The 26,455-nt window shown below is 72.2% G+C and carries 29 protein-coding genes; 10 read left to right on the forward strand and 19 right to left on the reverse strand.

The features are described from left to right. Positions 1-7 precede the first annotated feature (7 nt). Together ACQP0U_RS17325 and ACQP0U_RS17330 are read right to left on the reverse strand one after the other, a co-directional pair. Positions 8-967 (reverse strand): hypothetical protein, encoded by a 960-nt coding sequence (locus ACQP0U_RS17325; RefSeq protein WP_433320924.1) that lies wholly within the window; start codon positions 965-967, stop codon positions 8-10. A gap of 175 nt (positions 968-1,142) precedes the next feature. Beyond that, the gene (locus ACQP0U_RS17330) at positions 1,143-1,529 is read right to left on the reverse strand and encodes a DUF2267 domain-containing protein (RefSeq protein WP_433308256.1); all 387 of its coding nucleotides are present in this window, start codon (positions 1,527-1,529) and stop codon (positions 1,143-1,145) included. 180 nt (positions 1,530-1,709) lie between these two features. Here ACQP0U_RS17330 and ACQP0U_RS17335 point away from each other — a divergent pair, with 180 nt between their 5' ends. The 4 genes from ACQP0U_RS17335 to ACQP0U_RS17350 all read left to right on the forward strand — a co-directional run bounded on the left by ACQP0U_RS17335 (position 1,710) and on the right by ACQP0U_RS17350 (position 4,068). After that, on the forward strand, positions 1,710-2,042 hold the full coding sequence (locus ACQP0U_RS17335; protein ID WP_433308258.1) for a nuclear transport factor 2 family protein: 333 nt from the start codon (positions 1,710-1,712) through the stop codon (positions 2,040-2,042). Between the two features lie 34 nt (positions 2,043-2,076). Beyond that, complete coding sequence (locus ACQP0U_RS17340) at positions 2,077-2,913, forward strand: oxidoreductase (RefSeq protein ID WP_433308260.1); 837 nt, start codon at positions 2,077-2,079, stop codon at positions 2,911-2,913. Positions 2,914-3,165: 252 nt separating this feature from the next. Beyond that, positions 3,166-3,585, forward strand: coding sequence for an ATP-binding protein (locus ACQP0U_RS17345; RefSeq protein WP_433308262.1), 420 nt, complete (start codon positions 3,166-3,168; stop codon positions 3,583-3,585). A 105-nt stretch (positions 3,586-3,690) separates the two neighbouring features. Beyond that, on the forward strand, positions 3,691-4,068 hold the full coding sequence (locus ACQP0U_RS17350; RefSeq protein ID WP_433308264.1) for a nuclear transport factor 2 family protein: 378 nt from the start codon (positions 3,691-3,693) through the stop codon (positions 4,066-4,068). A 1-nt stretch (position 4,069) separates the two neighbouring features. On the opposite strand, the gene ACQP0U_RS17355 is transcribed toward ACQP0U_RS17350, so the two are convergent. The 4 genes from ACQP0U_RS17355 to ACQP0U_RS17370 form a co-directional block, all read right to left on the reverse strand. Next, on the reverse strand, positions 4,070-4,597 hold the full coding sequence (locus ACQP0U_RS17355) for an SUKH-4 family immunity protein (RefSeq protein WP_433308266.1): 528 nt from the start codon (positions 4,595-4,597) through the stop codon (positions 4,070-4,072). Between the two features lie 173 nt (positions 4,598-4,770). Then, positions 4,771-5,241 carry a molybdenum cofactor biosysynthesis protein gene (locus ACQP0U_RS17360; protein WP_433308267.1) on the reverse strand — a complete coding sequence of 157 codons (471 nt, stop codon included), beginning with the start codon at positions 5,239-5,241 and terminating at the stop codon, positions 4,771-4,773. 99 nt (positions 5,242-5,340) lie between these two features. Beyond that, positions 5,341-7,443: a PQQ-dependent sugar dehydrogenase gene (locus ACQP0U_RS17365; protein ID WP_433308269.1), complete on the reverse strand. Its 2,103-nt coding sequence runs from the start codon at positions 7,441-7,443 to the stop codon at positions 5,341-5,343. 37 nt (positions 7,444-7,480) lie between these two features. Further along, positions 7,481-8,428 carry a LamG-like jellyroll fold domain-containing protein gene (locus tag ACQP0U_RS17370; protein ID WP_433308270.1) on the reverse strand — a complete coding sequence of 316 codons (948 nt, stop codon included), beginning with the start codon at positions 8,426-8,428 and terminating at the stop codon, positions 7,481-7,483. 134 nt (positions 8,429-8,562) lie between these two features. On the opposite strand from ACQP0U_RS17370, the gene ACQP0U_RS17375 reads away from it, so the two are divergent. Further along, on the forward strand, positions 8,563-9,597 hold the full coding sequence (locus ACQP0U_RS17375; protein WP_433308272.1) for a LacI family DNA-binding transcriptional regulator: 1,035 nt from the start codon (positions 8,563-8,565) through the stop codon (positions 9,595-9,597). A gap of 21 nt (positions 9,598-9,618) precedes the next feature. Here the strand turns inward: ACQP0U_RS17375 and urtE are convergent, their stop codons facing one another. From urtE to ACQP0U_RS17405, 6 genes are all read right to left on the reverse strand, one after another. Then, on the reverse strand, positions 9,619-10,311 hold the full coding sequence (gene urtE / locus ACQP0U_RS17380) for an urea ABC transporter ATP-binding subunit UrtE (protein WP_355423989.1): 693 nt from the start codon (positions 10,309-10,311) through the stop codon (positions 9,619-9,621). Beyond that, entirely contained in the window at positions 10,311-11,144 is an 834-nt protein-coding gene (gene urtD / locus ACQP0U_RS17385) for an urea ABC transporter ATP-binding protein UrtD (RefSeq protein ID WP_433308274.1), read from the reverse strand. The genes urtE and urtD overlap by 1 nt, the downstream gene beginning before the upstream one ends. After that, on the reverse strand, positions 11,141-12,328 hold the full coding sequence (urtC, locus tag ACQP0U_RS17390; protein WP_433308276.1) for an urea ABC transporter permease subunit UrtC: 1,188 nt from the start codon (positions 12,326-12,328) through the stop codon (positions 11,141-11,143). Before urtC ends, urtD begins: the two co-directional genes overlap by 4 nt. Next, positions 12,325-13,308: an urea ABC transporter permease subunit UrtB gene (gene urtB, locus ACQP0U_RS17395; protein ID WP_433308278.1), complete on the reverse strand. Its 984-nt coding sequence runs from the start codon at positions 13,306-13,308 to the stop codon at positions 12,325-12,327. Before urtB ends, urtC begins: the two co-directional genes overlap by 4 nt. Then, complete coding sequence (gene urtA / locus ACQP0U_RS17400) at positions 13,287-14,531, reverse strand: urea ABC transporter substrate-binding protein (protein ID WP_366341026.1); 1,245 nt, start codon at positions 14,529-14,531, stop codon at positions 13,287-13,289. The genes urtB and urtA overlap by 22 nt, the downstream gene beginning before the upstream one ends. Before the next feature lie 421 nt (positions 14,532-14,952). After that, positions 14,953-16,035 carry a substrate-binding domain-containing protein gene (locus tag ACQP0U_RS17405; RefSeq protein WP_196926391.1) on the reverse strand — a complete coding sequence of 361 codons (1,083 nt, stop codon included), beginning with the start codon at positions 16,033-16,035 and terminating at the stop codon, positions 14,953-14,955. A gap of 96 nt (positions 16,036-16,131) precedes the next feature. On the opposite strand from ACQP0U_RS17405, the gene ACQP0U_RS17410 reads away from it, so the two are divergent. Beyond that, positions 16,132-16,620, forward strand: coding sequence for a MarR family winged helix-turn-helix transcriptional regulator (locus tag ACQP0U_RS17410; protein ID WP_433308280.1), 489 nt, complete (start codon positions 16,132-16,134; stop codon positions 16,618-16,620). A 687-nt stretch (positions 16,621-17,307) separates the two neighbouring features. Here ACQP0U_RS17410 and ACQP0U_RS17415 read toward each other — a convergent pair. The 6 genes from ACQP0U_RS17415 to ACQP0U_RS17440 are packed head-to-tail and all read right to left on the reverse strand — an operon-like array spanning position 17,308 to position 21,834. After that, complete coding sequence (locus tag ACQP0U_RS17415; protein WP_433308282.1) at positions 17,308-18,024, reverse strand: urease accessory protein UreD; 717 nt, start codon at positions 18,022-18,024, stop codon at positions 17,308-17,310. After that, on the reverse strand, positions 18,024-18,809 hold the full coding sequence (gene ureG / locus ACQP0U_RS17420) for an urease accessory protein UreG (RefSeq protein ID WP_433308284.1): 786 nt from the start codon (positions 18,807-18,809) through the stop codon (positions 18,024-18,026). Before ureG ends, ACQP0U_RS17415 begins: the two co-directional genes overlap by 1 nt. After that, entirely contained in the window at positions 18,799-19,488 is a 690-nt protein-coding gene (locus ACQP0U_RS17425) for an urease accessory protein UreF (protein ID WP_433308286.1), read from the reverse strand. Before ACQP0U_RS17425 ends, ureG begins: the two co-directional genes overlap by 11 nt. After that, on the reverse strand, positions 19,488-21,191 hold the full coding sequence (locus ACQP0U_RS17430) for an urease subunit alpha (protein WP_433308288.1): 1,704 nt from the start codon (positions 21,189-21,191) through the stop codon (positions 19,488-19,490). The genes ACQP0U_RS17425 and ACQP0U_RS17430 overlap by 1 nt, the downstream gene beginning before the upstream one ends. Beyond that, positions 21,188-21,535, reverse strand: coding sequence for an urease subunit beta (locus tag ACQP0U_RS17435; protein WP_433308290.1), 348 nt, complete (start codon positions 21,533-21,535; stop codon positions 21,188-21,190). Before ACQP0U_RS17435 ends, ACQP0U_RS17430 begins: the two co-directional genes overlap by 4 nt. Then, a complete protein-coding gene (locus tag ACQP0U_RS17440) occupies positions 21,532-21,834 on the reverse strand; it encodes an urease subunit gamma (protein WP_030335444.1) in 303 nt (100 codons plus the stop codon). The genes ACQP0U_RS17435 and ACQP0U_RS17440 overlap by 4 nt, the downstream gene beginning before the upstream one ends. Positions 21,835-22,145: 311 nt before the next feature. Here ACQP0U_RS17440 and ACQP0U_RS17445 point away from each other — a divergent pair, with 311 nt between their 5' ends. After that, positions 22,146-22,541 (forward strand): hypothetical protein, encoded by a 396-nt coding sequence (locus ACQP0U_RS17445; RefSeq protein WP_433308292.1) that lies wholly within the window; start codon positions 22,146-22,148, stop codon positions 22,539-22,541. 39 nt (positions 22,542-22,580) lie between these two features. Here the strand turns inward: ACQP0U_RS17445 and ACQP0U_RS17450 are convergent, their stop codons facing one another. Next, a complete protein-coding gene (locus tag ACQP0U_RS17450) occupies positions 22,581-23,756 on the reverse strand; it encodes an LLM class flavin-dependent oxidoreductase (protein WP_433308294.1) in 1,176 nt (391 codons plus the stop codon). Positions 23,757-23,933: 177 nt separating this feature from the next. On the opposite strand from ACQP0U_RS17450, the gene ACQP0U_RS17455 reads away from it, so the two are divergent. From ACQP0U_RS17455 to ACQP0U_RS17465, 3 genes are read left to right on the forward strand one after another with little or no spacing between them, the layout of a single operon-like run. Beyond that, positions 23,934-24,911: an aliphatic sulfonate ABC transporter substrate-binding protein gene (locus ACQP0U_RS17455; protein WP_433308296.1), complete on the forward strand. Its 978-nt coding sequence runs from the start codon at positions 23,934-23,936 to the stop codon at positions 24,909-24,911. Then, complete coding sequence (locus ACQP0U_RS17460) at positions 24,908-25,741, forward strand: ABC transporter permease subunit (RefSeq protein WP_433308298.1); 834 nt, start codon at positions 24,908-24,910, stop codon at positions 25,739-25,741. The genes ACQP0U_RS17455 and ACQP0U_RS17460 overlap by 4 nt, the downstream gene beginning before the upstream one ends. Further along, positions 25,714-26,445 carry an ABC transporter ATP-binding protein gene (locus ACQP0U_RS17465; RefSeq protein WP_433308299.1) on the forward strand — a complete coding sequence of 244 codons (732 nt, stop codon included), beginning with the start codon at positions 25,714-25,716 and terminating at the stop codon, positions 26,443-26,445. Before ACQP0U_RS17460 ends, ACQP0U_RS17465 begins: the two co-directional genes overlap by 28 nt. Positions 26,446-26,455: the final 10 nt, after the last annotated feature.

A 26,455-nucleotide genomic window follows, 5' to 3' on the forward strand; every position in this document is an offset into this window, starting at 1 on the left:
CCACCGCTCAGCGGAACAGCACCGGCCGGTTCCCCCGGGCGCCGACGAGCTGACCCCGGATGTTGATGTCCTCGATCGTGTCGGTCTCCAGCACGCCCCGGGTGGTCAGGTCTGTCATCACGCCGTTGCGCCAGAGGAACGGGTGCCACTGGGCGGTGGTGGTGCTGAGGCCCACCACCACGCCGCGATCGTTGATCGCGATGGCGCGGCTCCAGTCGCCACCGAGGGTGCCCAGGTCGGTAAGCGTCCCGTTCTGCCAGCGGAACGCCCGCCCGTTCGCCGCGCCCACCACCTGGCCCCGGTTGTTGACGCCGACGGCCTCGCTGCCGATCTGGGTGAACACACCGTCGCGCAACCGGCCACCGACGCAGGTGCACGGGTAGTCCTGCGGCGGCACGTTGAACCCGCCCACCACGTCGCCCGCGTTGTTGACGTCGCTGGTGAACTCGTAGAAGTACTCCCGGCCCAGGTCGGTGAAGACGCCGTTGCGCCACAGGAAGCGGTGCGGCATCTCGCCGGCCGGTTCGCTGGTGCCGAGCACCTGCCGCCGGTCGTTGACGCCGATCGCCACGCTGTTCTCCCCACCCAGGGTGCCCAGGTCGCGGAGGTGGCCGTCGCGCCAGAGCACCGCGCGGGTCAGGTAGTCCGCGCCGAAGGAGGTGATCGCCACGTCGCCGAACTCGTTGACGTCCACGGCTGTCGAATCGGTGTCGCCCGGCAGCACGCCGAGGTCGGTGATGACGCCGTGACGCCAGCGCACCGCATGCCGGGCGCCGCTGGTGACGGTGCTCCACCCGACGATGTCGCCTCGGTCGTTCATCGCCGTCGCGGCGCCGTCGCCTCCACCCAGGGTGCCGAGGTCGACGACCTGGTAGGTGTGCGGGGACGCGGCGGCGGGCGCGGGGGCAAGGGTGATCAGCGCGACGACTGTCGTCGCCGCGGTCAGCAGGGGACGCGGGGACACCATGGACGCCAAGGGGGACGCTCCTCGGATCGGAGCGGCGACGACCCGGCGGGCGGGCACGGCGGGACACCACCACTGCGCGTTCGATCGGTAACGCACAGTAGACCCGGTGGCGCAGTGCTGCACCAGGGACCGAACGGTCATCGAGGTGCGGGCGTCCGGCGGTGGGCCGCGTCGGTCAGGGACCGTGCGGCAGCGGCTGCGCCAGCGCCCGCAGATCCGCCGGGAGCTGGGCCAGGGCGTCCTCGAACTCCCGGTGCCCGACCACCCGGTGCATCGTCTGGAGCACCGCGCGGGTGCCCCGCTCGGCGGCCGGACGGTCGATCCCGGCGCGGTCGGCCACCCGGCGCAGGAACTCGTCGTAGCCGAACGTTTCCGGCGGCTCGGCGGCCTTGACCAGCAGCGGGCTCAGCTCGTCGGCCAGGTGGGGGGCCAACGCGCCCGCCTCCCCGCCGCTGAGCCGCTCGGTGAGGGTCCGCAGGACCGCCTCGGTGAGCGTGCGCGCCTGCTCCGGCGGGAGGCCCGCCCGTGCCGCAACCTTGTCGACGAACGCCAGCTCGGCCATGCCCCCGCCCTTCGCCTTCGGAAACGCGTGGCTACCCGGGCCCACCGGCAGCAAACCCGGCAGCCGGAGCGGGATGGTTCTGCTCGTTGCTCCGCGCGGTGCCTCCCGCTTCTCGTACGGTGAGGTCGGACCGGGAACCCGACGGCTGCCCTCCGGCGGCCCGTGCCGCAGGAGGAGCAGATGGCCCTCGACCTGCCCGACGTGATCGACAGGTACTTCCGGGCCGTCAACGACCGTGACCTGGACGCCTTCGTCGCCTGCTTCGCGGACACCGCGAGCGTCGCCGACGAGGAGCGGCTGTACGACGGGCGGGCCTCGATCCGCGCCTGGCGACAGAAGACGATGGACGCCTACTCGTACACCGCCGAGCCCGTGCGGGTCACACCGCAGGCGGGCGACTCGTACCTGGCCCTCACCCGGGTGTCCGGCGACTTCCCCGGCAGCCCGATCGAGCTGCGGTACCGGTTCACGCTGCGCGACGGGCTGATCGGCGCCCTGGACATCCGTCCCTGACGGCGAGCTGGCCCACCGACACGAAGGGATCGCCGTGGCGCGAGCCTGGCTCATCACCGGCTGTTCGCGTGGTCTCGGCCGCGCCCTCGCCGAGGCCGTCCTGGCCGACGGCGACCACCTGGTGGCGACCGCCCGCAATCCGGCTCACCTCGACGACCTGGTCGACCGGCACGGTGACCGGGTCCGCGCGGTGGCCCTCGACGTCAACGACCCCGCCGCCGCCCGCGCCGCCGTGCGCACCGCCGTGGACACGTTCGGCCGGCTGGACATCCTGGTCAACAACGCCGGGTACGCCGACGTCGCCGCGATCGAGGACATGTCGGACGACGACTTCCGGGCGCAGATCGAGGCCAACTTCTTCGGAGTGGTCAACCTGTCCCGGGCCGCCCTGCCGGTGATGCGCGAGCAGGGGCGCGGGCACATCGTGCAGATCTCCAGTGTCGGCAGCCGGGTCGCGAGCACCGGTCTGGGCGCGTACCAGTCCGCCAAGTGGGCGGTCAGCGGCTTCTCCGGGGTGCTCGCCCGGGAGGTCGCGGCGTTCGGCATCCGGATCACCACCGTCGAGCCGGGCGGGCTGCGCACCGACTGGGCCGGCTCGTCGATGAGCGCGCTGCCGATCAGCGAACCGTACCGGCCGGTCATCGACCCGGCCGTGCAGCGGCTGCGTCAGGCCAACGGCGCGCAGCCGGGCGATCCGGTCCGCGCCGCCCAGGCGATCATCCGGATCACCCGGGTCGACGACCCGCCGCTGCGGTTGCTGCTCGGCGCCGACGCCGTGGCGGCCGCCGAAGCGGCCGCCGAGGCCCTCGCCGCGTCCGACGCGCGGTGGCGGGAGTTGAGCGAGTCGATCGCCTTCGACGCGACGCCCTGACTCCCCTGCCGGCCCGGCGAGGCCGGTCGGGTCCCCCTGCCGAACCGGCGGGGCTGGGCGGGCCGGCCCGCAGGTGATCAAGCACCGAACGGACGAGACGGCCAAGGGGTCAGTGGGTGACATGATGTGGCGACAACTGCTGTCGCCTCAGAAGGGTTCCGGCTGCCCGATGCCGCACTTCGATGCTCGCACGCCCACGACACCCGCGCGGATCGCGGTGCCGCTGGTCGGGCAGCCGCATCGGGCGGGCTGATGCCGGGCGAGCGACGGGAGGCCGTGGCCGAGCAGAGTGTCCCCACCCACGCCGCGGACACCATGGGGTATCAGGTCGCGACCGACGTACGAGCGCTGCGCGCGTTCGTCAGCGCCGGTGCGCTGGCCCGCGGTCTGTCGGCCGAGCGGGTGGAGCTGTTGACACTGGCGGTCAGCGAGCTGGCCACCAACACCCTGCAGCACACCACCGGCGGCGGCTGGGTCCGGCTCTGGGCCGAGCCGGGTCAGCTGTTCTGCGACGTGGTCGACCACGGGCCGACGCGGGCGCTCGGCCGGAGCATGCCGGCCGCCGATTCGGTACGGGGTCGCGGGCTGGCGATCGTGGAGCAGATCTGTGACGAGGTCGCCGTGCTCACCAGCCCCGGGGAGACGGTCGTACGGATTCGCCTGACCCTGTGAATGTCGGCGGCGATCCCCGCCCGCCTGGCCCACGGGGGCTGCCACAATGCGGACAGCCCGGATCGACGGAGACACCGGGCCGGACCCGAACGGGAGGACGGCACGATGCCGGACAGCGCACGCGAGGCTGAGCTGCTCGACGCCGAGCGCACCCTGCAGGCCGCCCAACGGGCCGGCGACGTCGCGGCCCTCGATCAGCTGCTGGTCGATCAGCTGATCGCCATCGGCCCGGACGGGCGTACGCAGACCAAGCAGGATGACCTGGCCGCCCACCGGGAGCGCCGCCTGGTCGTTGAGGAGTTGGTCGAGGAGGAGCTGGATCTGCTCGTCGTCGGTACGACGGGGGTGACGTTCTTCCTGGGCCGGTTGTCCGGCGTCTCCGAGGGGGCGCCGTTCTCGGCGCGGATGCGCTACACCCGGACCTGGGTCCACGACGACCCGCACGGCTGGCGGGTCCTGGCCGCGCACATCAGCGTGGTCTGACTCAGCTCCCGTCCTCGTCGTCCTCGTCGAGCAGGCCCTGCTCGTCGAGGAACGCGAACCACCTGTCGTCGGCGGGGGTCAGGTCGGCGTAGCCCGGCCCGAGCAGGTAGTAGTCCACGAAGGATTCCACGTCGGGGGCGAGCTCCTCGAACGCGTCGGACATGAACCACTCGGTGCCGTTCGGCGGGAAGTACCAGATCGCTCCGGTGCCCCGATCCATGAAGATCGGCTCGTCGCTGCGGGTGCCGACCACCAGCCAGCCCGCCCGGTCCTGCGGGATGGACGAGAAGTCCGGCGTGTAGTCCAGGTGGTACTGGATCCCGGCGAGGGTCGACGCGGACGCCAGCTCGACCCGACCCGCCCGCAGCCCGTCAGCCACCAGCAGGAGGTCCCGCAGGTCGGCCGGGATCCCCGCCGGTACGGCGTCGATGGCCGCGCCCTCGCCGAACTCGGCGAACGCCAGGCTCTCTGGCAGATCGGCCAGGTCAGCCCGCAGTTCCTCGATGAGCTGCCGCAGCTCGAGGTTCACTGCACCACCTCTGTTCGGATGAGGTCCCGTCCGGCAAGGCCCCCGGAGACCCGCGAGCCGATGCGCGGTTTGGTTCTACCACGCATCAGCCCGCCGGGGCGTCACCTCGCGAAATCCGCCAGCCGGGCGTCCGAGTCGGTGGACGGGAGCCCGTACCAAAAGGCGGCCTTTCCTCAGTTCACGACGGCGTCGATCGGGCCGATGCGCAGGGTGCCGTCGGTGAGGGGCGTGCAGCGGATGCCGCCGGTGGTGCGCAGTGCCTTCCACGCCCCAGGGCCGACGGTGACGTCCATCCAGGCGCACGGCCGGGCCGCCCGGTTGACCCGGAGGCTGACCGGGCCGTCGCCGGAGTCCAGCACCAGCACTCTGCCGATCAACTCGTCCACGGCGATCCCGGTGGTGAGGATGTTGCGCCGCACCTCGGCCAGGCCGATGCCGGCCGGCAGCGACTCCTGGGCGATGACGGTGACGCTGGCGTCGCGGTGTGCCTGCTGGCCGAAGTACCTGTCGCCGACGATGCCGAGGCCTGCTCGGATCTGGACGACGTCGACCATCTCGCCGGGTGGGGCCGGTGCCGGGCCGTCGGCGGGCCGGCCCAGGAAGCGGTGCACGGGCGAGGCCAGCAACTCGACGATCTCCGGCATGGCAGGAATTCTACGAAGCGGACCGGGTCCCCCGGGCCAGGTCGACGGATGCTCGGTGGGGACGGCGGCGCAACGCCACCGTCCCCACCGCGACCCGGTTCAGGCGGGTGTGCCGGTGACGGTCAGGTTGCGCAATCGGCCCACGTTGTCGAACGAGCCGAAGCCGACCCGACCCGAGCCGAACGTGTTGTCCTTCGCGGTCAGCAGCGGGTCCCGGTGCCCGTCGACGTAGACGGCGATCTCGCCGGTGGTCGGCAGGTGCACCACCCGCACGCGGTGCCACCTCGCGTCGGTGATCGCCGGGTTGGCGCCCCGGGACCGGCCGTTCCACTGGTGGTCGATGCGCTCCCGGTCGGCGTTGTTCACCTTGAAGATGCCGTTGTGCGGATAGATCGTGTTGTCGGTGGAGAGGTGGGCGTAGTAGAACTCGGTGTCCGAGCGCCAGCCGAAGACGATGATCACGTCCCGGTTGGTGACCTCGACCGGTGTGTCGAGTCGTACCTGAGCGTCGACCTGCACCGACGACCACGCCGGGCCGGCGGTCAGCACGGCGTACTCGAAGGGCCGGCGCGGACCCGGCCGGCTCTCCCCGGCCTCGGCCAGGATGACCTGGTCGCGGGTGAACTGCCACTTCGCCGGCGTCACCGGCGCCCAGTTCGAGGCGCCGGCGGTGCGGCGCACTGTGGCGTCCCCGACGTCGCCGCCGGCGAACTCCCTGGTGCCGGTCACCTTCCAGACCTTTCCGTTGGCCTTCGCGACGACGTAGAGCTCGCCGGCGGCATCGGTGCCGAAGCGCAGGTCGACCCGATTGGGGTCACCGGGCGCGCCCGGGGCGGACAGGTCGCGCATCCGGACCGGGGTGCCCGCCGTGTCGAAGAGGGCGAGCTGGTGGATCGTGGCCAGATCACGACCCCGACGCATCTCGTTGGCCTCGGTGTAGAGCACCCGGCCGTCGACCAGGTCGCCGAAGACGTACTTGCCGCGCAGCGCGGGCAGCGCCCGGCCGCGGTAGACGAAGCCGCCGGCCACCGCGACACCGACGTCGTCGGTGCAGTTCCAGCCGGCGGCGGGGTCGTGGTCGTACGCGGCGACCGGGTAGGTGTAGCCGTAGCTGGCGTCGTCGGCGGGCAGCGGGAGCAGCCGGTCGCAGGGGTTCGTGGCCGTCTTGTCGAAGACGAACGAGCCCTCGCGCTCGCTCCAGCCGAAGTTGTCCCCGGCGCGGACCTCGTAGATCGCCTCGACGGCGTGTTCGCCGATGTGCCCGAGGTACATCCGGCCGGTCGCCCGGTCCCAGCTGAACCGGTGCGGGTCCCGGAAACCCACGGCGTAGAGCTCGCCGAGCGCGCCGGCCCGGCCGACGAACGGGTTCCCGGGTGGGATGCCGTAGCGCCCGTTCGCGGAGTTGGTGCCACGCGGGTCGATCCGCAGCAGCTTGCCGTGGGGCAGGGCCAGGTTCTGCGGGTCGGTGTTGCGCGCGCCCTGGCCGCCGTCGCCGACGGCGAGGTACAGCAGGCCGTAGTCGCGGTCGTGGCGCTTGGCGGTGGGGTTGAAGTTGATCTCCTGGATGCCGTGCACCTGGCCACCGAAGCCGATGCGCAGCACCTCCCGGTGCGTGCCGGCGAAGGTGGCGGCAGCCGGATCGGTGGCCGTCCACTCGGTGATGACACCGTGAAAGAGGGTGTTGGGCTGGGCGTAGTCCGGAATGGCGGTCGTCGTCGACGCCAACTCGGTGTGGATGGTGTAGAACCTGCCGTTCACCCCGAACTCCGGGTGGAACGCGACGTACCCGAAGCCCTGGCCGAGCCCACGACCGGAGAAGAACCGCGGCGCGAACGTCGCCGCCACGTCCAGGTAGACGTGCGGCACACCACCTTCGACCAGGTAAAGGTTGCCGTTGAGGTCGGGCACCGCCCGCCGGCCGGAGCCGTCGGGCAGCTCCATGATGGTGTTGATCCGCGCGGTACGCATGAGCCGAGGATCAGTCGGCGCCGGCGTGGGGTACGACTGCGGGAAGCTGGCGTACTCACTGAGGACCAGCCCGAGTCGGGACTGGACCGGCATCTCCGGAATCGGGTCGGCGACCGCGTCGGCGGCCCGGGCGGGCGTGGCGATCAGTGTGGACAGGATCAGCACGAGGGCGGTGAGGCCGGCCCTCACTGTGGGCCGGCGGACTCCGCCGGCGCGGCGGTGCAGGGTGCGCACGCGTGTCTCCTTCTCGGTGGGACGGTGCCGAGGGTGGTCAGCGGGCAAGGTGGCGGTACTGCCTCCGCACGTCGTTCGCGGAGACCACACTGTCGAGGAACATCAGGCCGTCCATGCGGCAGTCGCACGGGTTGCGCTCCAGCGTGTCCTGCGGGAAGCTGCCGCCGATCTTGATGCCCCGAGGGTCGGACGCGGTGGTCACGTGCGGGCCGGGCCCGGACACGAGCCACGGATCGTCGGTGCGGGTGTAGAAACCGTCCACCGGGTCGCCGTTGCGGTAGAGGGCGAGCGCGCCGGTGTCGAAGTCGAAGGTGGCGGCCAGGTGCACCCACTCCCCCACCGGCAACAGCTCGCGCCAGTCCTGGTTGGCGGCGAAGGTCTGCGAGTTGCCGCCGTCGAGCCGCCGGCCGAGCGCGACGAGACGCAACTGCCCGTCGACGTCGATCAGCTCCAGCAGGGCGCGCACGCCGTGGCCGTCGGAGTCGCCGGTCAGCACCCCGGCCAGCCCTATCGCGTTGTACCTGTCGTCCGGGTCGGCGGTGGTGGAGTTGGGCAGCGGGCTGGCCATGTTCAGCTTGAACCAGCCCATGACAGTGGTGCCGGCGGTGGCGCTGAAGGCGCGCAGCGTCCGTACCCCGCTGGCCGACCAGGCGCCGGCCTTCCAGTCGTCGTTGCCGGCGACGGCGGGGGCGACCTGCCGGGTCTGCACCGCGTTGCGGCTGCCCCGGTAGGCGCGGTCCGGCACCCGCATGGCGGCACCGCCGTTGATCAGCTCGATCTCGGTGCCGGAACGCCCCTGGTCGCGTTCCAGGGCGGGGTCGCCGGGCACCGGGTGGTCGAAGTCGTACGCGGCGACCAGGTGGGCGCGCAGCGCCGGGTGGACGTCGTGCGTGGGGCTGCGGTCCGCCTGCGCCGGTGGCGTGGCGGCGGCGGTCAGTGCGCCGATCGCCAGGAGGGAGACGGCCGCTCGTCGGGCCCTGGACATGGCTGTCACCTCGTTTCGCGGCATGCCGGATGCCGGGTCACGTAAGCGCTTACGTAAGCGCTTACGTACCCTAGGCTTCGATCAATGTCGCCCGCAATAGATCGGGTGACATGGATGTTTCCGGAGGGTTGCGGATGCCCAGGGCCAGCCGGCGGCCGCGCCTCGTGGACGTCGCCGCACACGCCGCCGTCTCGCTGGCGACCGCCTCCCGAGCCCTGGCCGGCCGCGAGGGGGTCAGCGCGGAGGTCGCCGACCGGATCCGGCAGATCGCCCGTGAGCTGGGCTACGTGGCCAACCCGTACGCCCGTACCCTGGCCAGCGGGGCGACCTCAACGGTGGGGTTGATCGTCCATCAGGTCGACGACCCGTACTTCTCCGAGATCGCCGCCGGGGTCATCCAGCTCGCCGCCGAGCAGGGGCTGCTCGTGCAGATCTGCCAGTCCGGCCGCGACCCCGACTACGAGCTGCAACAGCTGCGCCACCTGATCGCCCAACGGGTCGGCATCGTCCTGATCAGCGGCTCCGGCTACGACGACCCCCGGATGGAGAGCGCGGCCCGCGCCGAGCTGGCCGCGTTCCAGGACCACGGCGGACGGGCCGCAGCCATCGGACGGCACGCGCTCGGCGTCGACGCCGTCCTGCCGGACAACGAGGCCGGCGGCTTCGCGCTCGCCCAGCACCTGATGGACCTCGGCCACCGACGGATCGCTGTCGCCGCGGGCAGCGCCGGCCTCACCACCGTCGCCGACCGGCTGGCCGGAGTGACGTCGGCCCTGCGGCAGCGCGGGCGGTCCCCCGCCGACCTCGCCGTGGTGCACAGCGACTTCACCCGCGACGGGGGGCGGGCCGCCGCCGAGCAGATCCTCAACGCGCATCCCGAGACGACGGCGATCATCGCGCTCAACGACGCGATGGCCATGGGCGTGCTGTCGACGCTGCGGTCGCGCCGCGTGCCGGTGCCCGCGCGAATGTCCGTCGTCGGCTTCGACGACGTCTCCGTGGCGGCCGACCTCGCGCCCAGCCTCACCACCATCCGTCTGCCGATGACCGAGATGGGCCGCACCGCACTCACCCTCGCGCTCAAGCCGCGCACGGCGCGCCCCCGCCGCCGCCCCACCGGGCACGTGCTGGTCGTCCGCGACTCGACAGGCCCCGTACCGAGGCCCTGACCGCTCGACCGCCTCGCCGGCTCAGACCGCCAGGGCCGCCCGGACCTCCCGTTCCGCCGTGACACCCCCGTCGCCGTGCGAGGTGACCCGGCCGGACTCCAGGACGTGGTAGCGGTCCGCCACGCGCAGCGCGAACCCCAGGTGCTGCTCGACGAGCAGCACACTGAACCCCGACTGCCGGGTCAGCTCGACGATCCGCTCCTGGATCTCCGCGACCACCGACGGTTGGATGCCCTCGGTCGGCTCGTCGAGCATCAGCAGCCGTGGCCGGGTGATCAGGGCACGGGCCACTGCCAACTGCTGGCGCTGACCGCCGGAGAGCAGCCCGGCCCGACGCCGCAGCAGCGGGCGCAGCGCCGGAAACAGATCCAGCACCTCCGCCGTGGCCACCGCCCCGTCGCGCCGGCCGTCGGCGACCAACCGCAGGTTCTCCGCGGCGGTCAGGTGCGGGAAGCACTGCTGACCCTGCGGGACGTACGCCATCCCCCGCGCCACCCGCTCGTGCGGCCCGGCGCGGGTGACGTCCTCGCCGTCCAACTCGACGGTGCCGGCGCTCGGGCGCAGCAGCCCGGCCGCGACCCGCAGCAGGGTGCTCTTGCCGGCGCCGTTGTGCCCGAGCACGGCGGCCACCCCGTCGGGCGGGACCGCCAGATCGACCCCGTGCAGCACCCGAGAGCGCCCGTATCCGGCGTGCACCCCGCGCAGCGTCAGCATCATGCCTCCAGGCCGGTACGGGCCGACCCGGCGTCGACCGGGTGGCCAAGGTAGACCTCCTGCACGCGCGGGTCCGCCTGGACCTGCGCCACCGTGCCCTCGCTGAGCACCCGGCCGGCGTGCAGCACTGTGACGCTGCGCGCGAACCGACGCAGGAAGTCCATGTCGTGCTCGATCACCACCACCGTGCGGTCCCGGCTCACCGTCTCCAACAGCAAGCCGGTCGCGTCGCGCTCCTCGTGACTCATCCCGGCGACCGGCTCGTCCAGCAGCAGCAACCGCGCGTCCTGCACCAGCAGCATGCCGATCTCCAGCCACTGCTTCTGGCCGTGCGCGAGCGTCCCGGCGAGGTGCGCGGCACGCTCGGCCAGACCGATGGTCTCCAGCGCGGCGGCGACCTCGTCGGGGACACCCCGGCGTCGGCGGGCCAGTGTCGCCCAGCTACGCCTGGCGCCCGCCGCGATGTCGAGGTTCTGCAGCACCGACAGCTCCTCGAAGACCGTCGAGGTCTGGAAGGTCCGCCCGATGCCGAGCCGGCTGATCCGGTGCACCGGCCGGCCGAGCAGTTCCTCGTCACCGAACCGGACCGAGCCGGTGGCCCGGACCAGGCCGGTGATCGCGTCGACCAGAGTGGTCTTGCCGGCGCCGTTCGGCCCGATCAGGAACCTGATGTCGCCGGCGGGCACCTCCAGCGAGACGCCGTCCACGGCGGTGAAACCGTCGAAGCTGACCCGCACGTCACGGACGGACAACCCGTCCAACCGTTCGCCGCTCATGCCGTGCTGGCCGGGCATGCGCTCACGGCCCTCGCTGCGCTCGGTGCGTTCGCTCATGCCGCCGGCACCTCCGTCCGCTCGACGCGTCGTCGGCCCAGCGACAACCACCCGCGCCGCCGCGGCTGAGCGCCGACCTCACGGCGGCGGGCCAGCGCCCACAGCGACGCCAGGCCGCCGGGAAGGAACGCCACCACGACCACGAAGAGCAACCCCTGCAGGTACGTCCAGGTGCCCGGGAAGCGCTCGGAGAGGGCGGTACGCGCCCAGGCCACCGCCACCGCGCCGAGCACCGGCCCGAGCAGGGTCGCCCGGCCGCCCACCGCGACGCCGATGACGAACTCGATCGACGGGACGATGCCGATCAGCGCGGGCGAGATGATGCCCACCGCCGGCACGAACAGCGCACCGGCCAGCCCGGCCATGCCCGCCGCGACCACGTACGCCACCAGCTTGACCGTCGCCGGGTCGTAGCCCAGGAAGCGGACCCGTTCCTCACCGTCGCGGACCGCCACCAGCAGCTCGCCGTAGCGGCTGTGGATGAGCTGACGGGTCAGTGCGAGCAACGCCAGCAGCGTCCCGGCGATGATGAAGTACACCATCCGCTGGTTGACCGGGTCGTCCAGGTCGTAGCCGAAGAAGCCCTTGATGTCGGTGAGCCCGTTGGTGCCGCCGGTGGTGCCCTGCTGGCCGATCAGCAGGATCACCATCGCGGCGGCGAGTGCCTGACTGAGGATGGCGAAGTACGCGCCGCGGACCCGGCGGCGGAAGACAAGTGAGCCGAGTCCGAAGGCGACAGCCATCGGCAGCAGCACCGTGGCGGGCAGCGCGAACCACGGGCTGGCGAACGGCCGCCACCACAGGGGCAACTCGTCGAGTTGCCCGTACAGCTGCATGAAGTCGGGCATCCCACCCGGGCCCGCGTCGGCGAGCTTGAGGTGCATGGCCATCGCGTAGCCGCCGAGGCCGAAGAAGACGCCCTGGCCGAGCGTGAGCATCCCGCCCCGGCCCCAGGCGATCCCGATGCCGACCGCGACCATGGCGACGCAGAGGTACTTGGCGAGAAGGGCCAGCCGGAAGTCCGACAGCACCAGCGGCGCGACGGCGAACAACAGCGCCGCGCCGAAGGTGAAGCCGGCCGCCGTCCGCAGCCGCGAGCGGCCGGCGGGCCGGCCGGGCGGCACGGCGGCGGCGGGCGCCGGGCGGACGGCGGTGTCGGGCGGCGCGGGGGTGACGGCGGTCATGCGAGGCTCCTGGTCCGCAGGGTGAACAGGCCCTGTGGCCGCCACTGGAGGAACGCGACGATCGCCACGAACACGATCACCTTGGCGACGCTGAGGGTGGTCAGGTACTCCCCGGTGGCCTGGAGCACACCGAGGGCGAAGGCGACGATCACGCTGCCCTTGAGCTGGCCGATCCCGCCGACCACGACGACCAGGAAGGCGTCGATGATCAGGTTGGTGCCCATGGTCGGGCCGATCGGGCCGAGCAGGGTGAGGGCCACCCCGGCGAGCCCGGCCAGGCCGGAGCCGAGGAAGAAGGTCGTCCGGTCGACCCGCGCGGTGGCGATGCCGGACACCGCGGCGAGGTCACGGTTCTGCACCACCGCCCGGATACGACGCCCGAGCGGGGTGAGTCGCAACGCCAGGGTCAGCGCCGCGACGGCCGCCAGCGCCAGGGTCAGGATGAACAGCCGGTTGTTGGCGATGGTCAGCCCGCCGGGCAGCGCCACGTTGCCGGTGAGCAGCTCGGGCGCGCGGGTCTGCACGTTCGGGCTGCCGAAGATGTCCCGGGCCAGTTGTTGCAGCATCAGTGACACACCCCAGGTGACCAGCAGGGTGTCCAGTGGCCGGGCGTAGAGCCGGCGGATGAGCAGCACCTCCAGCAGGACACCCATGGTGCCGGCGACCACGAACGCCACCGGCAGCGCGACCACCAGCGACAGGCCGGCGCCGGTGATGCTCTGTTGCAGAACGTAGGTGGTGTACGCGCCGGCCATGATGAACTCACCGTGCGCCATGTTGATCACGTTCATCTGGCCGAAGGTCAGCGCCAGGCCGAGCGCGATGAGCAGCAGCACCGCGCCGATGCTGATGCCGGTGAAGAGTTGACCGAAGAGGACTGTCACGGTGGGTACTCCGAACTGCTGGTCGGGTGGCCCGGGCGGGCGCGTCGTCGCGCAGCCCGCCCGGGCCGGCGTCGTCAGCTCAGGCCGCTCGCCCACGGGTAGGTCTTGAGGTACGGGTCCGGCGCGACAGGCTTGCCGGAGTTCCACACCTCGGTGATCAGACCGTCCGCGCCGATCTTGCCGATCCGGGCGGTCTTGGCGATGTGCTGGGTCTTGCCGTCGACCGTGACCAGGCCCTCCGGCGCGTCGAAGGTGATCCCGTCCGAGGCGGAGCGGACCTTCTCCACGTCGAAGGCGCCGGCCTTCTCGACCATCGCCTTCCACAGGTGGACGCCGACGTACGCGGCCTCCATCGGATCGCTTGTCGGCTTGTCCGCGCCGTACTTGGCCTTGTACGCGGCCACGAACTTCGAGTTCGCCGCGCCCGGGGTGGTCTGGTAGTAGTTCCAGGCCGTCAGTTGGCCCTCCAGGTACTGGGTGCCGATGCCCTTGACCTCTTCCTCGGCGATCGACACCGACACCACCGGCATCGCGGCGGCGGTCAGGCCCGCCGACTTGTATTCCTTGAAGAAGGCCACGTTGCTGTCACCGTTGAGCGTGTTGAACACGGCGTCCGCCCCGGACGATTTGACCTTGTTGACGATGGTGCCGAACTCGGTGGAGCCGAGCGGCGCGTAATCCTCGCCGAGTACGGTCATCCCGTTCGCGGTCGCGTACGCCTTGATGATTTTGTTGGCCGTACGGGGAAAGACGTAGTCGCTGCCGACCAGATAGACCGACTTCGCGCCCTGCGACTTGAGGTAGTCGAGCCCGGGAACGATCTGCTGGTTGGTCGTCGCTCCGGTGTAGAAGATGTAGGGCGACTGCTCCAGACCCTCGTACTGCACCGGGTAGAACAGCAACGCCTTGTTCTTCTCGAACACCGGCTTGACCGCCTTGCGGCTGGCCGACGTCCAACAGCCGAAGACGGCGGCGACCCGGTCCTCGGAGATGAGCTTCTCGGCCTTCTCGGCGAAGGTCGGCCAGTCCGAGGCGCCGTCCTCTCCGACCGGCTGGATCTTCTTACCGAGGACACCACCTGCCGCGTTGATCTCCTCGACGGCGAGCATGATGGAGTCGCGGACGGTGACCTCGCTGATCGCCATGGTCCCGGAGAGCGAGTTGAGCAGGCCGACCTTGACGGTGTCGCCGGAGACGTCGGCGGTGACGCCTGTCGCGCCGCCCTCGTCGGTGGTCTTGCTGCCGCACGCGGTCATCGCGGCCGCGGCGACCAGGGTCATGGCACCCGCCAGGATGCGGCGGCCCCGGAATAATGACATCTACTCTCCCTGCGGTGCACTCAAGTGGCGAAAGGACGGTCGGTGCGGTCCGATGGAGCTGACGTGGGCGATGCCGAGGTCGACGGGTGGACGCCGCGCGGGGCACCGGATCGGATATGGGCAGGGAAAGCGTCGACCGACATGATTGCGCGGTTGTTTCCCGGTCCTTAATTGACTGTTTCCGAAGGGCCCGCCGGGCGCGCACGAAAAATCGGCCGACACCGTTGGGAGGAAACGGTGCCGGCCGTTCGGAAAGACGCAAGATAAGTGCCACCACAATGGTCGACGGACGAATCCGCCGACGGTGGGCACGCAATGGTGACATCTGACCCCGCGGCCAGATACTTCACGCAGGAAGCATTTTAGGACGGGATCGGGTGGCGCTGTCAAGGGTCCGGTCAGCCGGGTGCCGGTGCCCGCCTCAGAGCTGGGCGAGCACTGTGAAGTCCAGCCCGTCGGCCTCGGCCAGGTAGATGCGCTGACGCACGTGCCGCTGACGCAGCCGCAACCGACCACGTGGCCCGTGGTAGGCGACGGTGTCGGCGGCCGTCTCGATGGCCCGCACGTCGAGAGTGCGGGCCTGGCCGATCAGCGCGGCGAGCAGCATGACGCCCTCGTAGCAGGACTCCCCCAGGCTGCCCAGTGGCGGCGCCTCCACCCCGAAGCGCCGCGCGAACTCGCCGTGGAAGTCGAGATTCTCCTGGGTCACCAGCCCGGCGAAGAAGCCCGCCGTGCTGTACAGCCGCCGGGTCGCGCCGGCACCGCTGGCCAGCAGCATGTTCTCGTCCATCAGGGTGCTCAGCCGCAGACAGCGCTGATCCAGGCCGGATCGGGCGAACGCCCGGTTGAACCGCACCGCGTCAGCACCGACCAGCAGCATCAACACCGCGTCCGCGTCACTGTGCTCGATGCGGCGCAGCACCTCGGTGAAGTCGTGCGCGTCCAACGGCAGGAAGTGCCGGCCCACCACCTGCCCGCCGCCGCGCAGCGCGTACCGCTGGGCCGCCCGCGACGTACGGCGCGGCCACACGTAGTCGTTGCCCACCACGAACCAGCGGCGGACCCCCTGCTCCCCGGCGAGCAGCCGCATCGCGGGCCACAGTTGGGCATCCGGCGTCTCGCTGGTCAGGAAGACCCCTTCGGTGCGCTCGCCGCCCTCGTAGAGTGCGGTGTAGACATACGGCACCCGGTGCGCGACGCGGGGCGCCAACGCCTGGCGCACCGACGAGATGTGCCACCCCGTCACCCCCTGCACGGCCCCCACCGACACCAACGCCTCGACCTCGGCGGCAACCTCGGCCGGCGGTGCGCCACCGTCGACCGGCACCAGCCGCACCTCCCGGCCCAGCACGCCGCCGCACCGATTGATCTCCTCAACCGCGAGCTGCGCGCAGAGCTCACAGGTGGGCCCGAACATGCCGGCCGGCCCGCGCATCGGGTAGACCAGCGCGATGCTGACCACGGCACGGTCGACGGTCAGCCACGGCGGTGCCGGCGCGGACATGAGCACATGATTGCCCGGCTCACGACCGAAGACCAGCGCTCACCACTGACCGGGACGACTCGCTACCATGACAGGGCCACCGGACCAGGGAGTTTCATGTCAGACGTGCCCGGGGCGCCAGCCGACCTGCTGCGCTCACTCACCCGCGCCGAACGGCTGCTCTCCCGCCGGCTGGGCGCCGTTCTGGCCGACGACGCGCTGAGCATCGAGGCGTGGCGGGTGCTCTGCCTGCTCGCCGACGGGCAGGGTCACCCGATGAGCGAGGTGTCCGCCGAGGCGTCGCTGCCGCCGGGCACCCTCACCAAGCTGGTCGACCAGCTCGTCGACCGCAACCTCGTCTTCCGTCGGATCGATCCGATCGACCGCCGGCGAATCCGGGCGTACCTGACCGCTCGGGGCCGCCGCGAGCACGCCCGCCTGGACGAGCGGGTCCGGGCCAGCATCGCCGAGCTGGGCATCGCGGAGCTGGGCGATCCACCGGCCAGCGACCTGGTGAGCCAGCTCGACGACCTGGTCAGTCGCCTCGACCCCGCCCGCCGCGACGTTCGCGTCGATGCCGGTGCCGTCGGTGCCCCTCATCGCTGAGCCTCCCCGACACCTCACCCTGCCGGGCCCCACAGCGCCCGCCGAGGTGAACGCGTTGCGCGGTCGTCGCCACGGTGCGAGCATCGCACCATGACGACCAACCGAAAGGGTCATGCCGCGTAAACGGCCCGGCGCGATCCGCGCCACATCGCAAGCCGCCGGACGCGACGTCCGCAGGTGGACCTACGAGGGCGTTGGCCCTGTCGACCGACTTTCTCTTGCGACAACCGCCGCCGTCCGGGTAGTCGAATACGGCGGCCGTTTCGGTCCGTCCGCACACGGCGGGGAGTGCTACGACCCCGACCCCTTCGATGAACACGTCCGACCCGGACGCACTGCGGCCTTCCTGTCGGAATATCGAGCATTTCTCCGCCGGCCCGGACGGAGGCTCCGCCTACAGGCCTCGTCCTGTCCCGCCTGCCCCGGCTGCCAATACACGGATCTGGCGCTCGTGCGGGACGCGTTGGAGGCTGTGACCCGTCTCCTGCCGTCGGAAGCACGCGGCGAGATGCGCCGCCTCCTGCGCAGCCTCGACAGAGAGTTCCGACGCCGTACCCTTGCCGACTCCAGCCCCAGGAGGAGCTGGAGTGGCGGGCCGCTGCCATGGTGGCACCGTCGGATCTACAAAGAGTGACGCCCGGTCCCCCCGTCGGTGCCGCGCGTGCGCATCGTCCACGAACAGAACACCTAGGCCGTGAGGTGGGCGCGCAGGGTGTGCGCGTCGGGAGCGGTGGCGGTCCACAGTGTTGCCGGGCCGCCGGCCAACGGCAGCCGGGCGACGCTGCCCTCGGCCGTCGGAGGTTCGGCGGGTTGCGACGGGTCGACCACCAGCAGCGATCCGGTGGCCGGGGCGCCGCCGAGCACCGCCGGGCCGGCCCAGCCCGGCGCGCCCGGGCCCACCGCAAGGGACTGGCGCAGCAGTGGTCGACCCGCGTAGTCGACCTGGGTGTGCACGACGGCCCCGCCGGGCGCCTCGCCGTACCGGCCGCAGATCAGCTCGTCGCGCCACAGCAGGCTCGCACCGGTGGCCAGTTCGATCCGGGACTCGGCGAGGTGCGCGCAGCCGGCCGCCGCGACCAGCTGTTCCGGAAGCCAGTGCAGCGTGGCACCGGCGTGCACGACTGCCCGCACCGCCATCCGGGACACGGCACCCACGCGACCGGGCAGGGCGATCGACGCGGCGACGCTGTGCACCCGGACCGCCGCGCCCGGACCCACCTCGATCTCCAGGCGCAGATCGTCCCCGGCCAGCGGTCCGGCGGCCCCGCCGACGAGGTGCACCGTGGCGACACCACCGTCGGTCGGGGTCTGGCGCAGCAGCAACGGCGTTTCACCGTGCAGCTCTACCACTGCCGTGCCGCCCCGACCGTCGGCGCGGGCGACCAGCCGGGCGCGTGCTCGCATCAGGCTGGGCCGACCGGCGCGGCGAGCGGGTGCAGGGCGGCGTGGTGGGCCAGCTCGTGTCGGATCCAGGCCGCGACCGACGTTGCCGTGGGGTCCCCCACGATGGACAGGAAGAGGGTCGGGAGGTCGCCGCGCCGGGCCCGCGCATCACGGTCCATGACGGCGAGGTCGGCACCCACCATCGGTGCCAGGTCGGTCTTGTTGATGACGAGAAGGTCGGCGGCGGTGACCCCGGGCCCGCCCTTGCGGGGCACCTTGTCCCCGCCCGCCACGTCGACCACGAAGATCTGCCGGTCGACCAGTCCTCGGCTGAAGGTCGCGGTCAGGTTGTCCCCACCGCTCTCCACGAGGACCAGGTCCAACGGGCCGACCGCCTCGGCGAGCTCGTCGACGGCGTCCAGATTGGCGCCGATGTCGTCCCGGATCGCTGTGTGCGGGCAGCAGCCGGTCTCCACCGCGCGGATCCGGGCCGGGTCCAGTACGCCGGCCCGCCGGAGGAAGTCGGCGTCCTCGGTCGTGTAGATGTCGTTGGTCACCACGCCGAGCCGCAGCTCGTCGGCGAAGGCGCGGCAGAGCGCGGCGACCAGGGCTGTCTTGCCGGAGCCGACCGGGCCGCCGATGCCGACGCGCAGGGCACGGCCGGCGCGCGCCAACGGCGGGTGAGGGTCCACCCCCGGCTCCGGATGGGTGTGCGGAACGGTCTCGTCGTGGGGTGGGGTGGCCGGTGGCGGCGTGGTCGGTTCGACGGCGGGCACAGCGTTCGGCACAACGGTGTCAGGACGCAAAGAGACGCACCTCCCAGGTGGCATGGATTTCGGCATGGATGTCGGCGAGTGGAGCGGCGGCGGCCGGCAGCCGCTCCGGTGGGTCGTCGGCGGCCCGCGCCGCGTCGGCGGCGGTGCCGTCGCAGGCGTCGGCCAGGCCGACCAGCAGGGTCTGCACCCGGTACGGGTCGAGGCCGAGCAGGCGTACGCCGGCGCTGGCCGCCCCGGTCACCGTCCCGTACGCGGCGATGGTGGCGGTCTCGACGCGGGACAGCCCGGCTGCGGCGCAGAGCAGCCCGAGCACCAGCGGTTGGTGTGCCCCACCGGGCGTCGCGGGCAGGTCGGTGAAGGGAGCGTCCGGCCAGATGGCCCGGCCGGCACGCAGCAGCGCCCGGCCCTGTCGGCGCGAGACCGCCCGCAACGCCGGAGCTGCGGTACGCGCGTCCAACTCCGCGTCGAGCCGAGCCAGCGATCCGGACCGTACGGCGGTCTCGGCCAACGCCGCCCGGTGTGCGGCCGCCGCGAACGCCGCGCCGACCAGACCGGCGGTGGCCAACCGTCCGGCCAGGAACGCCTCCAACGAGGTCAGGTCGGTGACCCGACCGGCGGCGACGGCCGCCTCCAGGCCACCGGAGTGCGCGTGCGCCCCGGCCGGGAAGCGCCCGTCGGCCAACAGCAGCAGCAGGCTCGGCGTCGCCATCAGAACAGGAAGTACCGCTGGGCCATCGGCAGCCGGGTCACCGGGTCCGGTTCCACCACCTGCCCGTCGATCCGCACGGTGAAGGTGTCCGGGTCCACCTCGATGTGCGGCATCGCGTTGTTCTCCGGCAGGTCAGCCTTGCCCCGCGACCGGACGTCGCTCACCGGCACCACCCGGCGTCGCACGTCCAGGCGGAGCCCGGCGTCCAGGGCCGCCGGGGCCACGAAGGCCAGGCTGGTGGCCGCCGCCGCCGCGCCGTACGCCCCGAACATCGGCCGCGGCAGCATCGGCTGCGGGGTCGGGATCGAGGCGTTGGCGTCACCCATCTGGGCGTACGCGATCATGCCGCCCTTGAGCACCAGGTGCGGTCGGACGCCGAAGAACGCCGGGTCCCAGAGCACCAGGTCGGCGAGTTTCCCGGGCTCGACCGAGCCGATCTCCCGTTCCAGCCCGTTGGCCATCGCCGCGCAGATGGTGTATTTCGCCACGTACCGTCGGGCCCGGTGGTTGTCGGCGGCCCCGTCGCCGGGCAGCGCGCCGACCCGGTCCTTCATCACGTGGGCGCTCTGCCAGGTCCGCATGATCACCTCGCCGACCCGGCCCATCGCCTGCGCGTCGGACCCGATGATCGAGATCGCGCCGAGGTCGTGCAGCAGGTCCTCGGCGGCCATGGTGGATGGTCTGATCCGGCTCTCGGCGAAGGCCAGGTCCTCCGGCACGGACGGGTTGAGGTGGTGGCAGACCATCAGCATGTCCAGATGCTCGGCGAGGGTGTTGGCGGTGTACGGCCGGGTCGGGTTGGTCGACGACGGCAGCACGTTGGGTTCGCTGGCCACGGTGATGATGTCCGGTGCGTGCCCGCCGCCGGCCCCCTCGGTGTGGTACGAGTGGATCGCCCGCCCACCGATCGCCCGCAGGGTGTCGGCGACGAACCCGGCCTCGTTGAGCGTGTCGGTGTGGATCGACACCTGGACCCCGGACGCGTCAGCCACCCGCAGGCAGGCGTCGATCGCCGCCGGCGTGGTGCCCCAGTCCTCGTGCAGCTTGAAACCACCCGCGCCGGCCCGCAACTGTTCCCACAGCGCCTCGCTGGAGACGGTGTTGCCCTTGCCGAGCAGCAGCACGTTGACCGGCATCGTGTCCAGCGCCTCGTGCATCCGGGCCAGGTGCCAGGCGTTCGGGGTGACAGTCGTCGCGCGGGTTCCCTCGGCCGGCCCGGTGCCGCCGCCGACCATCGTGGTGATGCCGCTGGCCAGTGCCTCGGTGACGATCTGCGGGCAGATGAAGTGCACGTGGGTGTCGACCGCGCCGGCGGTGAGGATCCGGCCGTTGCCGGCGATCACCTCGGTCGACGGGCCGATGACCAGGTCGGGGTGGACACCGGGCATGGTGTCCGGGTTGCCGGCCCGGCCGAGCGCCACGATGCGTCCGTCGCGTAGCCCCACGTCGGCCTTGACCACGCCCCAGTGGTCGAGCACCACCGCGCCGGTGATGACGGTGTCCAGTGCCCCCTCGGCGCGGGTGGCCCGGGCCTGTCCCATCGACTCGCGGATCACCTTGCCGCCACCGAAGACCGCCTCGTCTCCGCCCACGCAGTGGTCGGTCTCCACCTCGATCAGCAGGTTGGTGTCGGCCAGCCGGATCCGGTCACCTGTCGTCGGGCCGTACAGGTCGATGTAGCGGTCCCGCCGCACCGCGCTCACCGCGGCGACCCGTCGGCCGTGAGCGGGTGCGGCGACGGGTCCAACGGTCCGGCGCACTCTCCGCGCAGACCCGGCACGACGCGTGCGCCGCCGAGCGGCACGAGGTCGACGCTGCGGCTGATGCCCGGCTCGAACCGGACCGAGGTGCCCGCCGGTACGGCGAGCCGCTGCCCCCAGGCGGCGCCCCGGTCGAACGACAGCGCCGGGTTGGCCTCGGCGAAGTGGTAGTGCGAGCCGACCTGCACCGGGCGGTCGGCGGTGTTGACCACGAGCAGTGTGGTCACCGGACGACCGGCGTTGATCTCGACCGGGTCGGCAGCCGGCAGGATCTCCCCGGGGATCACGGGATCGGGTGGTGCACCGTCACCAGCTTGGTGCCGTCCGGGAACGTTGCCTCCACCTGCACCTCCCTCAGCAGCTCGGGGATGCCGTCCTGGACGTCGTCGCGGCCGAGTACCGCCCGGCCGGCCGACATCAGGTCGACCACCGACCGTCCGTCGCGGGCCCCTTCGAGGAGGAACGCGGTGATCACCGCGACGGCTTCGGGGTAGTTGAGGCGCAGGCCGCGTTCGCGGCGGGCGCGGGCGACATCGGCCGCGACGTGGACGAGCAGGCGGTCCTGTTCGTGCGGGCTGAGGAACACGGGGCTCTCCCGGTGGGTCGGCGTGCCCCGGCTCGCCGTCGGCTCCACGGGAGCCACCCCGGGCAGCAGGGCCAGGGGAACGAGCTGGGAGTCACACGACCGCCGGATCACCGTCGACGGGGCGACCCGGGACTCCACCATCCCGGCCCGCACGACGGGCTACCGGCGGTGTCGGGTCGGATGCGGACCGCACCGCCCACCGCTGAGCAGACCGTAGAGGATCGCCACCCGCCGGGGCAACAGTCCATTGGGGATCGTGCTGGGTACCGGTACTTATTCCGGTGGAGCGACGCGCGAGGGATGATCGCCGGATGACGGCGACGAGGGGTACGCGCGCACTGCTCGGTGTTCTGTTCCTGGCGGCGGCCACGATCGGGGCGTGGCTGCTCTGGCTGGGCTGGGACGACGAGTACACGGTCGACGCGCAGACCGGTGCGAGCAGCGGCCCGTACGAGCCGTGGCAGGTGATCGGTTGCGTGGTGACGCTCGTGCTGCTGGCCGCGCTCGCCGGGACGCGGCTCAGCCCGTGGCTGGTGGCACCGGTGATGACCGTGGCGTTCACGGCCGCCTGGTCGTGGCGCGCCGCGTCGACCGACGACAGCGGGTTGTGGGCGGTCGGCGCGATTCTGGTGCTGGTCGGGATGGCGGTCGGCAGCACCCTGGTGAGCCTCGCCGGGCGGCGGATCGGCCGACGGATGGCCGGCTGACCCACCTGACCGCGGCCACCGTCGGGGCCGGACGGCCGGTCAGCGGGCTCCGGCGGGCTGCGGCGCGGGCACACCGGCGAACGGGACGTCGACGTTCTCCGCCACCCCGGGCGTCCCGTCGGGGTGCCGCCACAGCCCCCGCTCGCGCAGGATCGGCAGCACTCCCTCACCGAACCAGTACGCCTCCTCCAGGTGCGGGTAGCCGGAGAGGATGAACTCGTCGATGCCGAGCGCGTGGTATTCCGCGATCCGGTCCGCGACCTCGGCGTGGCTGCCGACGAGCGCGGTGCCGGCCCCGCCACGGACCAGCCCGACCCCCGCCCACAGGTTGGGGGCGATCTCCAGGCCGTCGCGGGAGCCGCCGTGCAGGTCGAGCATCCGGCGCTGCCCTTCGGACTCGCTGCGGCGCAGCCCCTCCTGCACGGCCCGGATGTCGGCCTCGGAGACCCCGTCGAGCAGGCGTTGGGCCTGCGCCCAGGCCTGCTCGGCGGTGTCCCGCACGATGACGTGCAGCCGGATGCCGCAGCGCAGCTCCCGCCCGGCCTCGGCGGCCAGCGCCCGGACCCGGTTCAGCTTGTCGGCGACCAGGGCCGGGGGCTCGCCCCAGGTGAGGTAGACGTCGCTGTGCCGCACCGCCACCGGGAGGGCGGCGGCGGAGGACCCGCCGAAGTAGACAGGTGGCACCGGGTCGGGCAGCCGGTGCAGCCGCGCCTGTTCGACGCGGACGTGCTCGCCGGTGTGGTCGACGGTCTCGCCGCGCCACAGCGCCCGCACCACGTGCAGGAACTCGTCGGCCCGCGCGTACCGGGCGTCCTTGTCCAGGAAGTCGCCGTAGGCCCGCTGCTCCTGCGACTCGCCGCCGGTGACCACGTTGAGCAGCAGACGGCCCCGGGACAGCCGCTGGAAGGTGGAGGCCATCTGGGCGGCCAGCGTGGGAGTGATCAGCCCGGGCCGGAAGGCGACCAGGAACTTGAGTCGCTCGGTCACCTCGGTGAGCATCGCCGTGCTGAGCCAGGCGTCCTCGCACCAGGCGCCGGTGGGGGTGAGCGCGCCGACGAAGCCGAGTTGCTCGGCGCTGCGGGCGATCTGCCCGAGGTACGCCGTGCTGGCCGGGCGGGCGCCTCCGGCGGCACCTGTCGGTACGCCGTGTCCGCCGCCGACGATGTCCCGGCTGTCGCCGTTGGTGGGCAGGAACCAGTGGAAGGTGAGGGTCATCGGGGCTCTTTCCTCCAGCGGGGGCGGTCGGCGCACGCGGCGAGGCGGGCACCTCCTGAGGGGTGGGACGATCCCACCGACAGCCTACCCATAAAACCTATCGGGTTAGTAGGCTACTGCCGGTGCCGACGCCTGTCGATGCGCCGCTACCCGCATGCCCCGACCCGAGGAGCCGCCATGCCCACCCCGTCGACGAGCCGCCCCCCGCATCGCCGCCTCCTGACGGCCGCGCTCACCACCGTGGCGCTGCTCGCCACGGCCGCGGTGAGCGCGTGCGGCGGGTCCGCCGATGCGGGCGGCACCGAGGGCAAGCTCCGGATCGGCTACCAGCGCTTCGGCGGGTTGAGCCTGGTCAAGGCGCGCAACGCCGCACCGGATGTGGAGTGGTCGCTGTTCGAGAGCGGGCCGGCGCTCACCGAGGCGCTCAAGGCCGGCTCCATCGACATCGGGCAGGTCGGGGAGGCGCCGCCGGTATTCGCCGCCGCCGGGAAGATCCCGTTCTCCATCATCGGCACCTCGGTACCGATCCCGCAGGGTGAGGCGGTGCTGGTCAAGGCCGACCGGGGTTACCGCAGCTTCGCCGACCTCAAGGGCAAGACGGTGGCCCTCAACAAGGGGTCCAACGTGCACTGGCTGCTGGTCCGGCTGCTGGAGGCGAACAACATGACCCTGAAGGACATCCAGGTCAAGTACCTCAAGCCCGCCGAGGGACGGCCCGCGTTCGACGGCGGCCAGATCGACGCCTGGGTGATCTGGGACCCGTACTTCGCCCTGGCCGAGCAGCCGGGGGTCCAGGTGCTCGCCGACGCGACGGGTCTGGCCAGCAACCGCGAGTACGTCCTGGCCGCGCCCAAGGCGGTCGAGAAGCGCACGGACGACGTCCGGGCGTTCCTCCAGCGCTACCGCGAGGTGACCGACTGGGGCATCGCCCATCCCGAGGAGCGGGCCAGCACCCTCGCGCCGGAGCTGAAGATCCCGCAGGACGTCACCAGCCGCGCCCTGGCCCGCAGCGCCAGACCCCTCGCCCCGGTCACCCCGGCGATCGGCGACGAGCTTCAGGCGATCACCGACAGCTTCATCGCCCTGGAACTCATCCCGGGGCCGGTCGACCTGCGATCCCGGGTCGACGACCGGTTCAGCGCGGTGTTCCAGTGAGTCGTACGACGCTCGTCGAGGCGCCCGACGAGGTCACGGCGGCGGCGCCTGTCGTACCCCGTCGTCAGCGGCCGGCGCGGCGCTGGCGGCGGGTGGTGAGCCCGGTGGTGCTGGTCCTGGCCTGGGAGTTGGCCGCACGGACCGGGCTGCTGGCGGCCGAGAAGCTGCCGGCGCCCAGCGACGTCCTGGCCACCGGGTGGCGGCTGAGCCGGGACGGGACGCTCGGCATCCACCTGCTGGACTCACTCACCCGGGCCGGGGCGGGCCTGCTCATCGGCGGTCTCCTGGCCCTGGCTCTGGGCACCGTGGCGGGGCTGCTGCGGCTCGGTGACGACCTGGTCGACCCGCCGGTGCAGATGGCCCGGATGCTGCCGCACCTCGGGCTGGTGCCGTTGCTGATCATCTGGGTCGGCATCGGCGAGTCGCTCAAGATCAGCCTGGTGGCGCTGGGCGCCTTCTTCCCCATCTACTTCAACACCTACGCCGGCATCCGGGACATCGACGAGCGGCTGGTGGAGGCGGCCCGTACCTGTGGGCTGGGGCATGCCGCCCGACTGCGCCACGTGGTGCTGCCCGGTGCGTTGCCGTCCCTCTTCCTGGGCCTGCGACTGGCGATCGGGGCGGCCTGGCTCAGCCTGGTCGTCGGCGAGCAGGTCAATGCCCAGACCGGGATCGGCTTCCTGATGATGGAGGCGCGGGAGTTCAGCCAGACCGACGTGGTGGTTCTCGGCCTGCTCGTCTACGCCCTGCTCGGGCTGATATCCGACCTTGCGTTGCGCGTCCTGGAGAGGAGGATGTTGACATGGCGTCGCGGACTGCGGGCCACCTGAGCGGCGCCGAGCCGGTGCTGACCGCACACGCGGTGCGCCGGGCATTCGGGCCGACGGTCGTGCTGGCCGGGGTCGACCTGACCATCGCACGCGGTGAGGTGGTGGCCCTGCTCGGCGGCAGTGGGTCCGGCAAGAGCACGCTCCTGCGGATTCTCGCCGGGCTGGACGGCGAGGCCAGCGGGACGAGCGTCGTGCACGGCACCGCCGCCGTGGTCTTCCAGGAACACCGGCTGCTGCCGTGGAAACGCGTGGCGGAGAACGTGGGGCTCGGGCTGTCCGGCGCGGACGGCCCGGGGCGGATCCGGCGGGCGCTGGCCGAGGTCGGGCTGGCCGAGCGGCACCGCGCCTGGCCGGCCGAGTTGTCCGGCGGGCAGGCGCAGCGGGTCGCCGTGGCGCGGGCCCTGGTCCGCGAACCGGACCTGCTGCTGCTCGACGAGCCGTTCGGCGCCCTGGACGCGCTGACCCGACTGCGGATGCAGATCCTGCTGCGCCGGCTACGCGCCGAGCACGGCTTCGCCGCCCTGCTTGTCACTCACGACGTGGAGGAGGCGCTGCTGCTCGCCGACCGGATCCTGCTCCTCGACGAGGGCCGCATCGCCGCGGAGCTACCCGTCGACCTCGGCCCCACCCGTACGCCGGACGACCCGGCCTTCGGCGCGCTGCGCCGCCACCTGCTCGACCGACTCGGCGTTCCCACCACCTGACGAGCGGAGC

Source organism: Micromonospora sp. CA-269861 (assembly GCF_050948505.1).
Taxonomy (GTDB): Bacteria; Actinomycetota; Actinomycetes; order Mycobacteriales; family Micromonosporaceae; genus Micromonospora.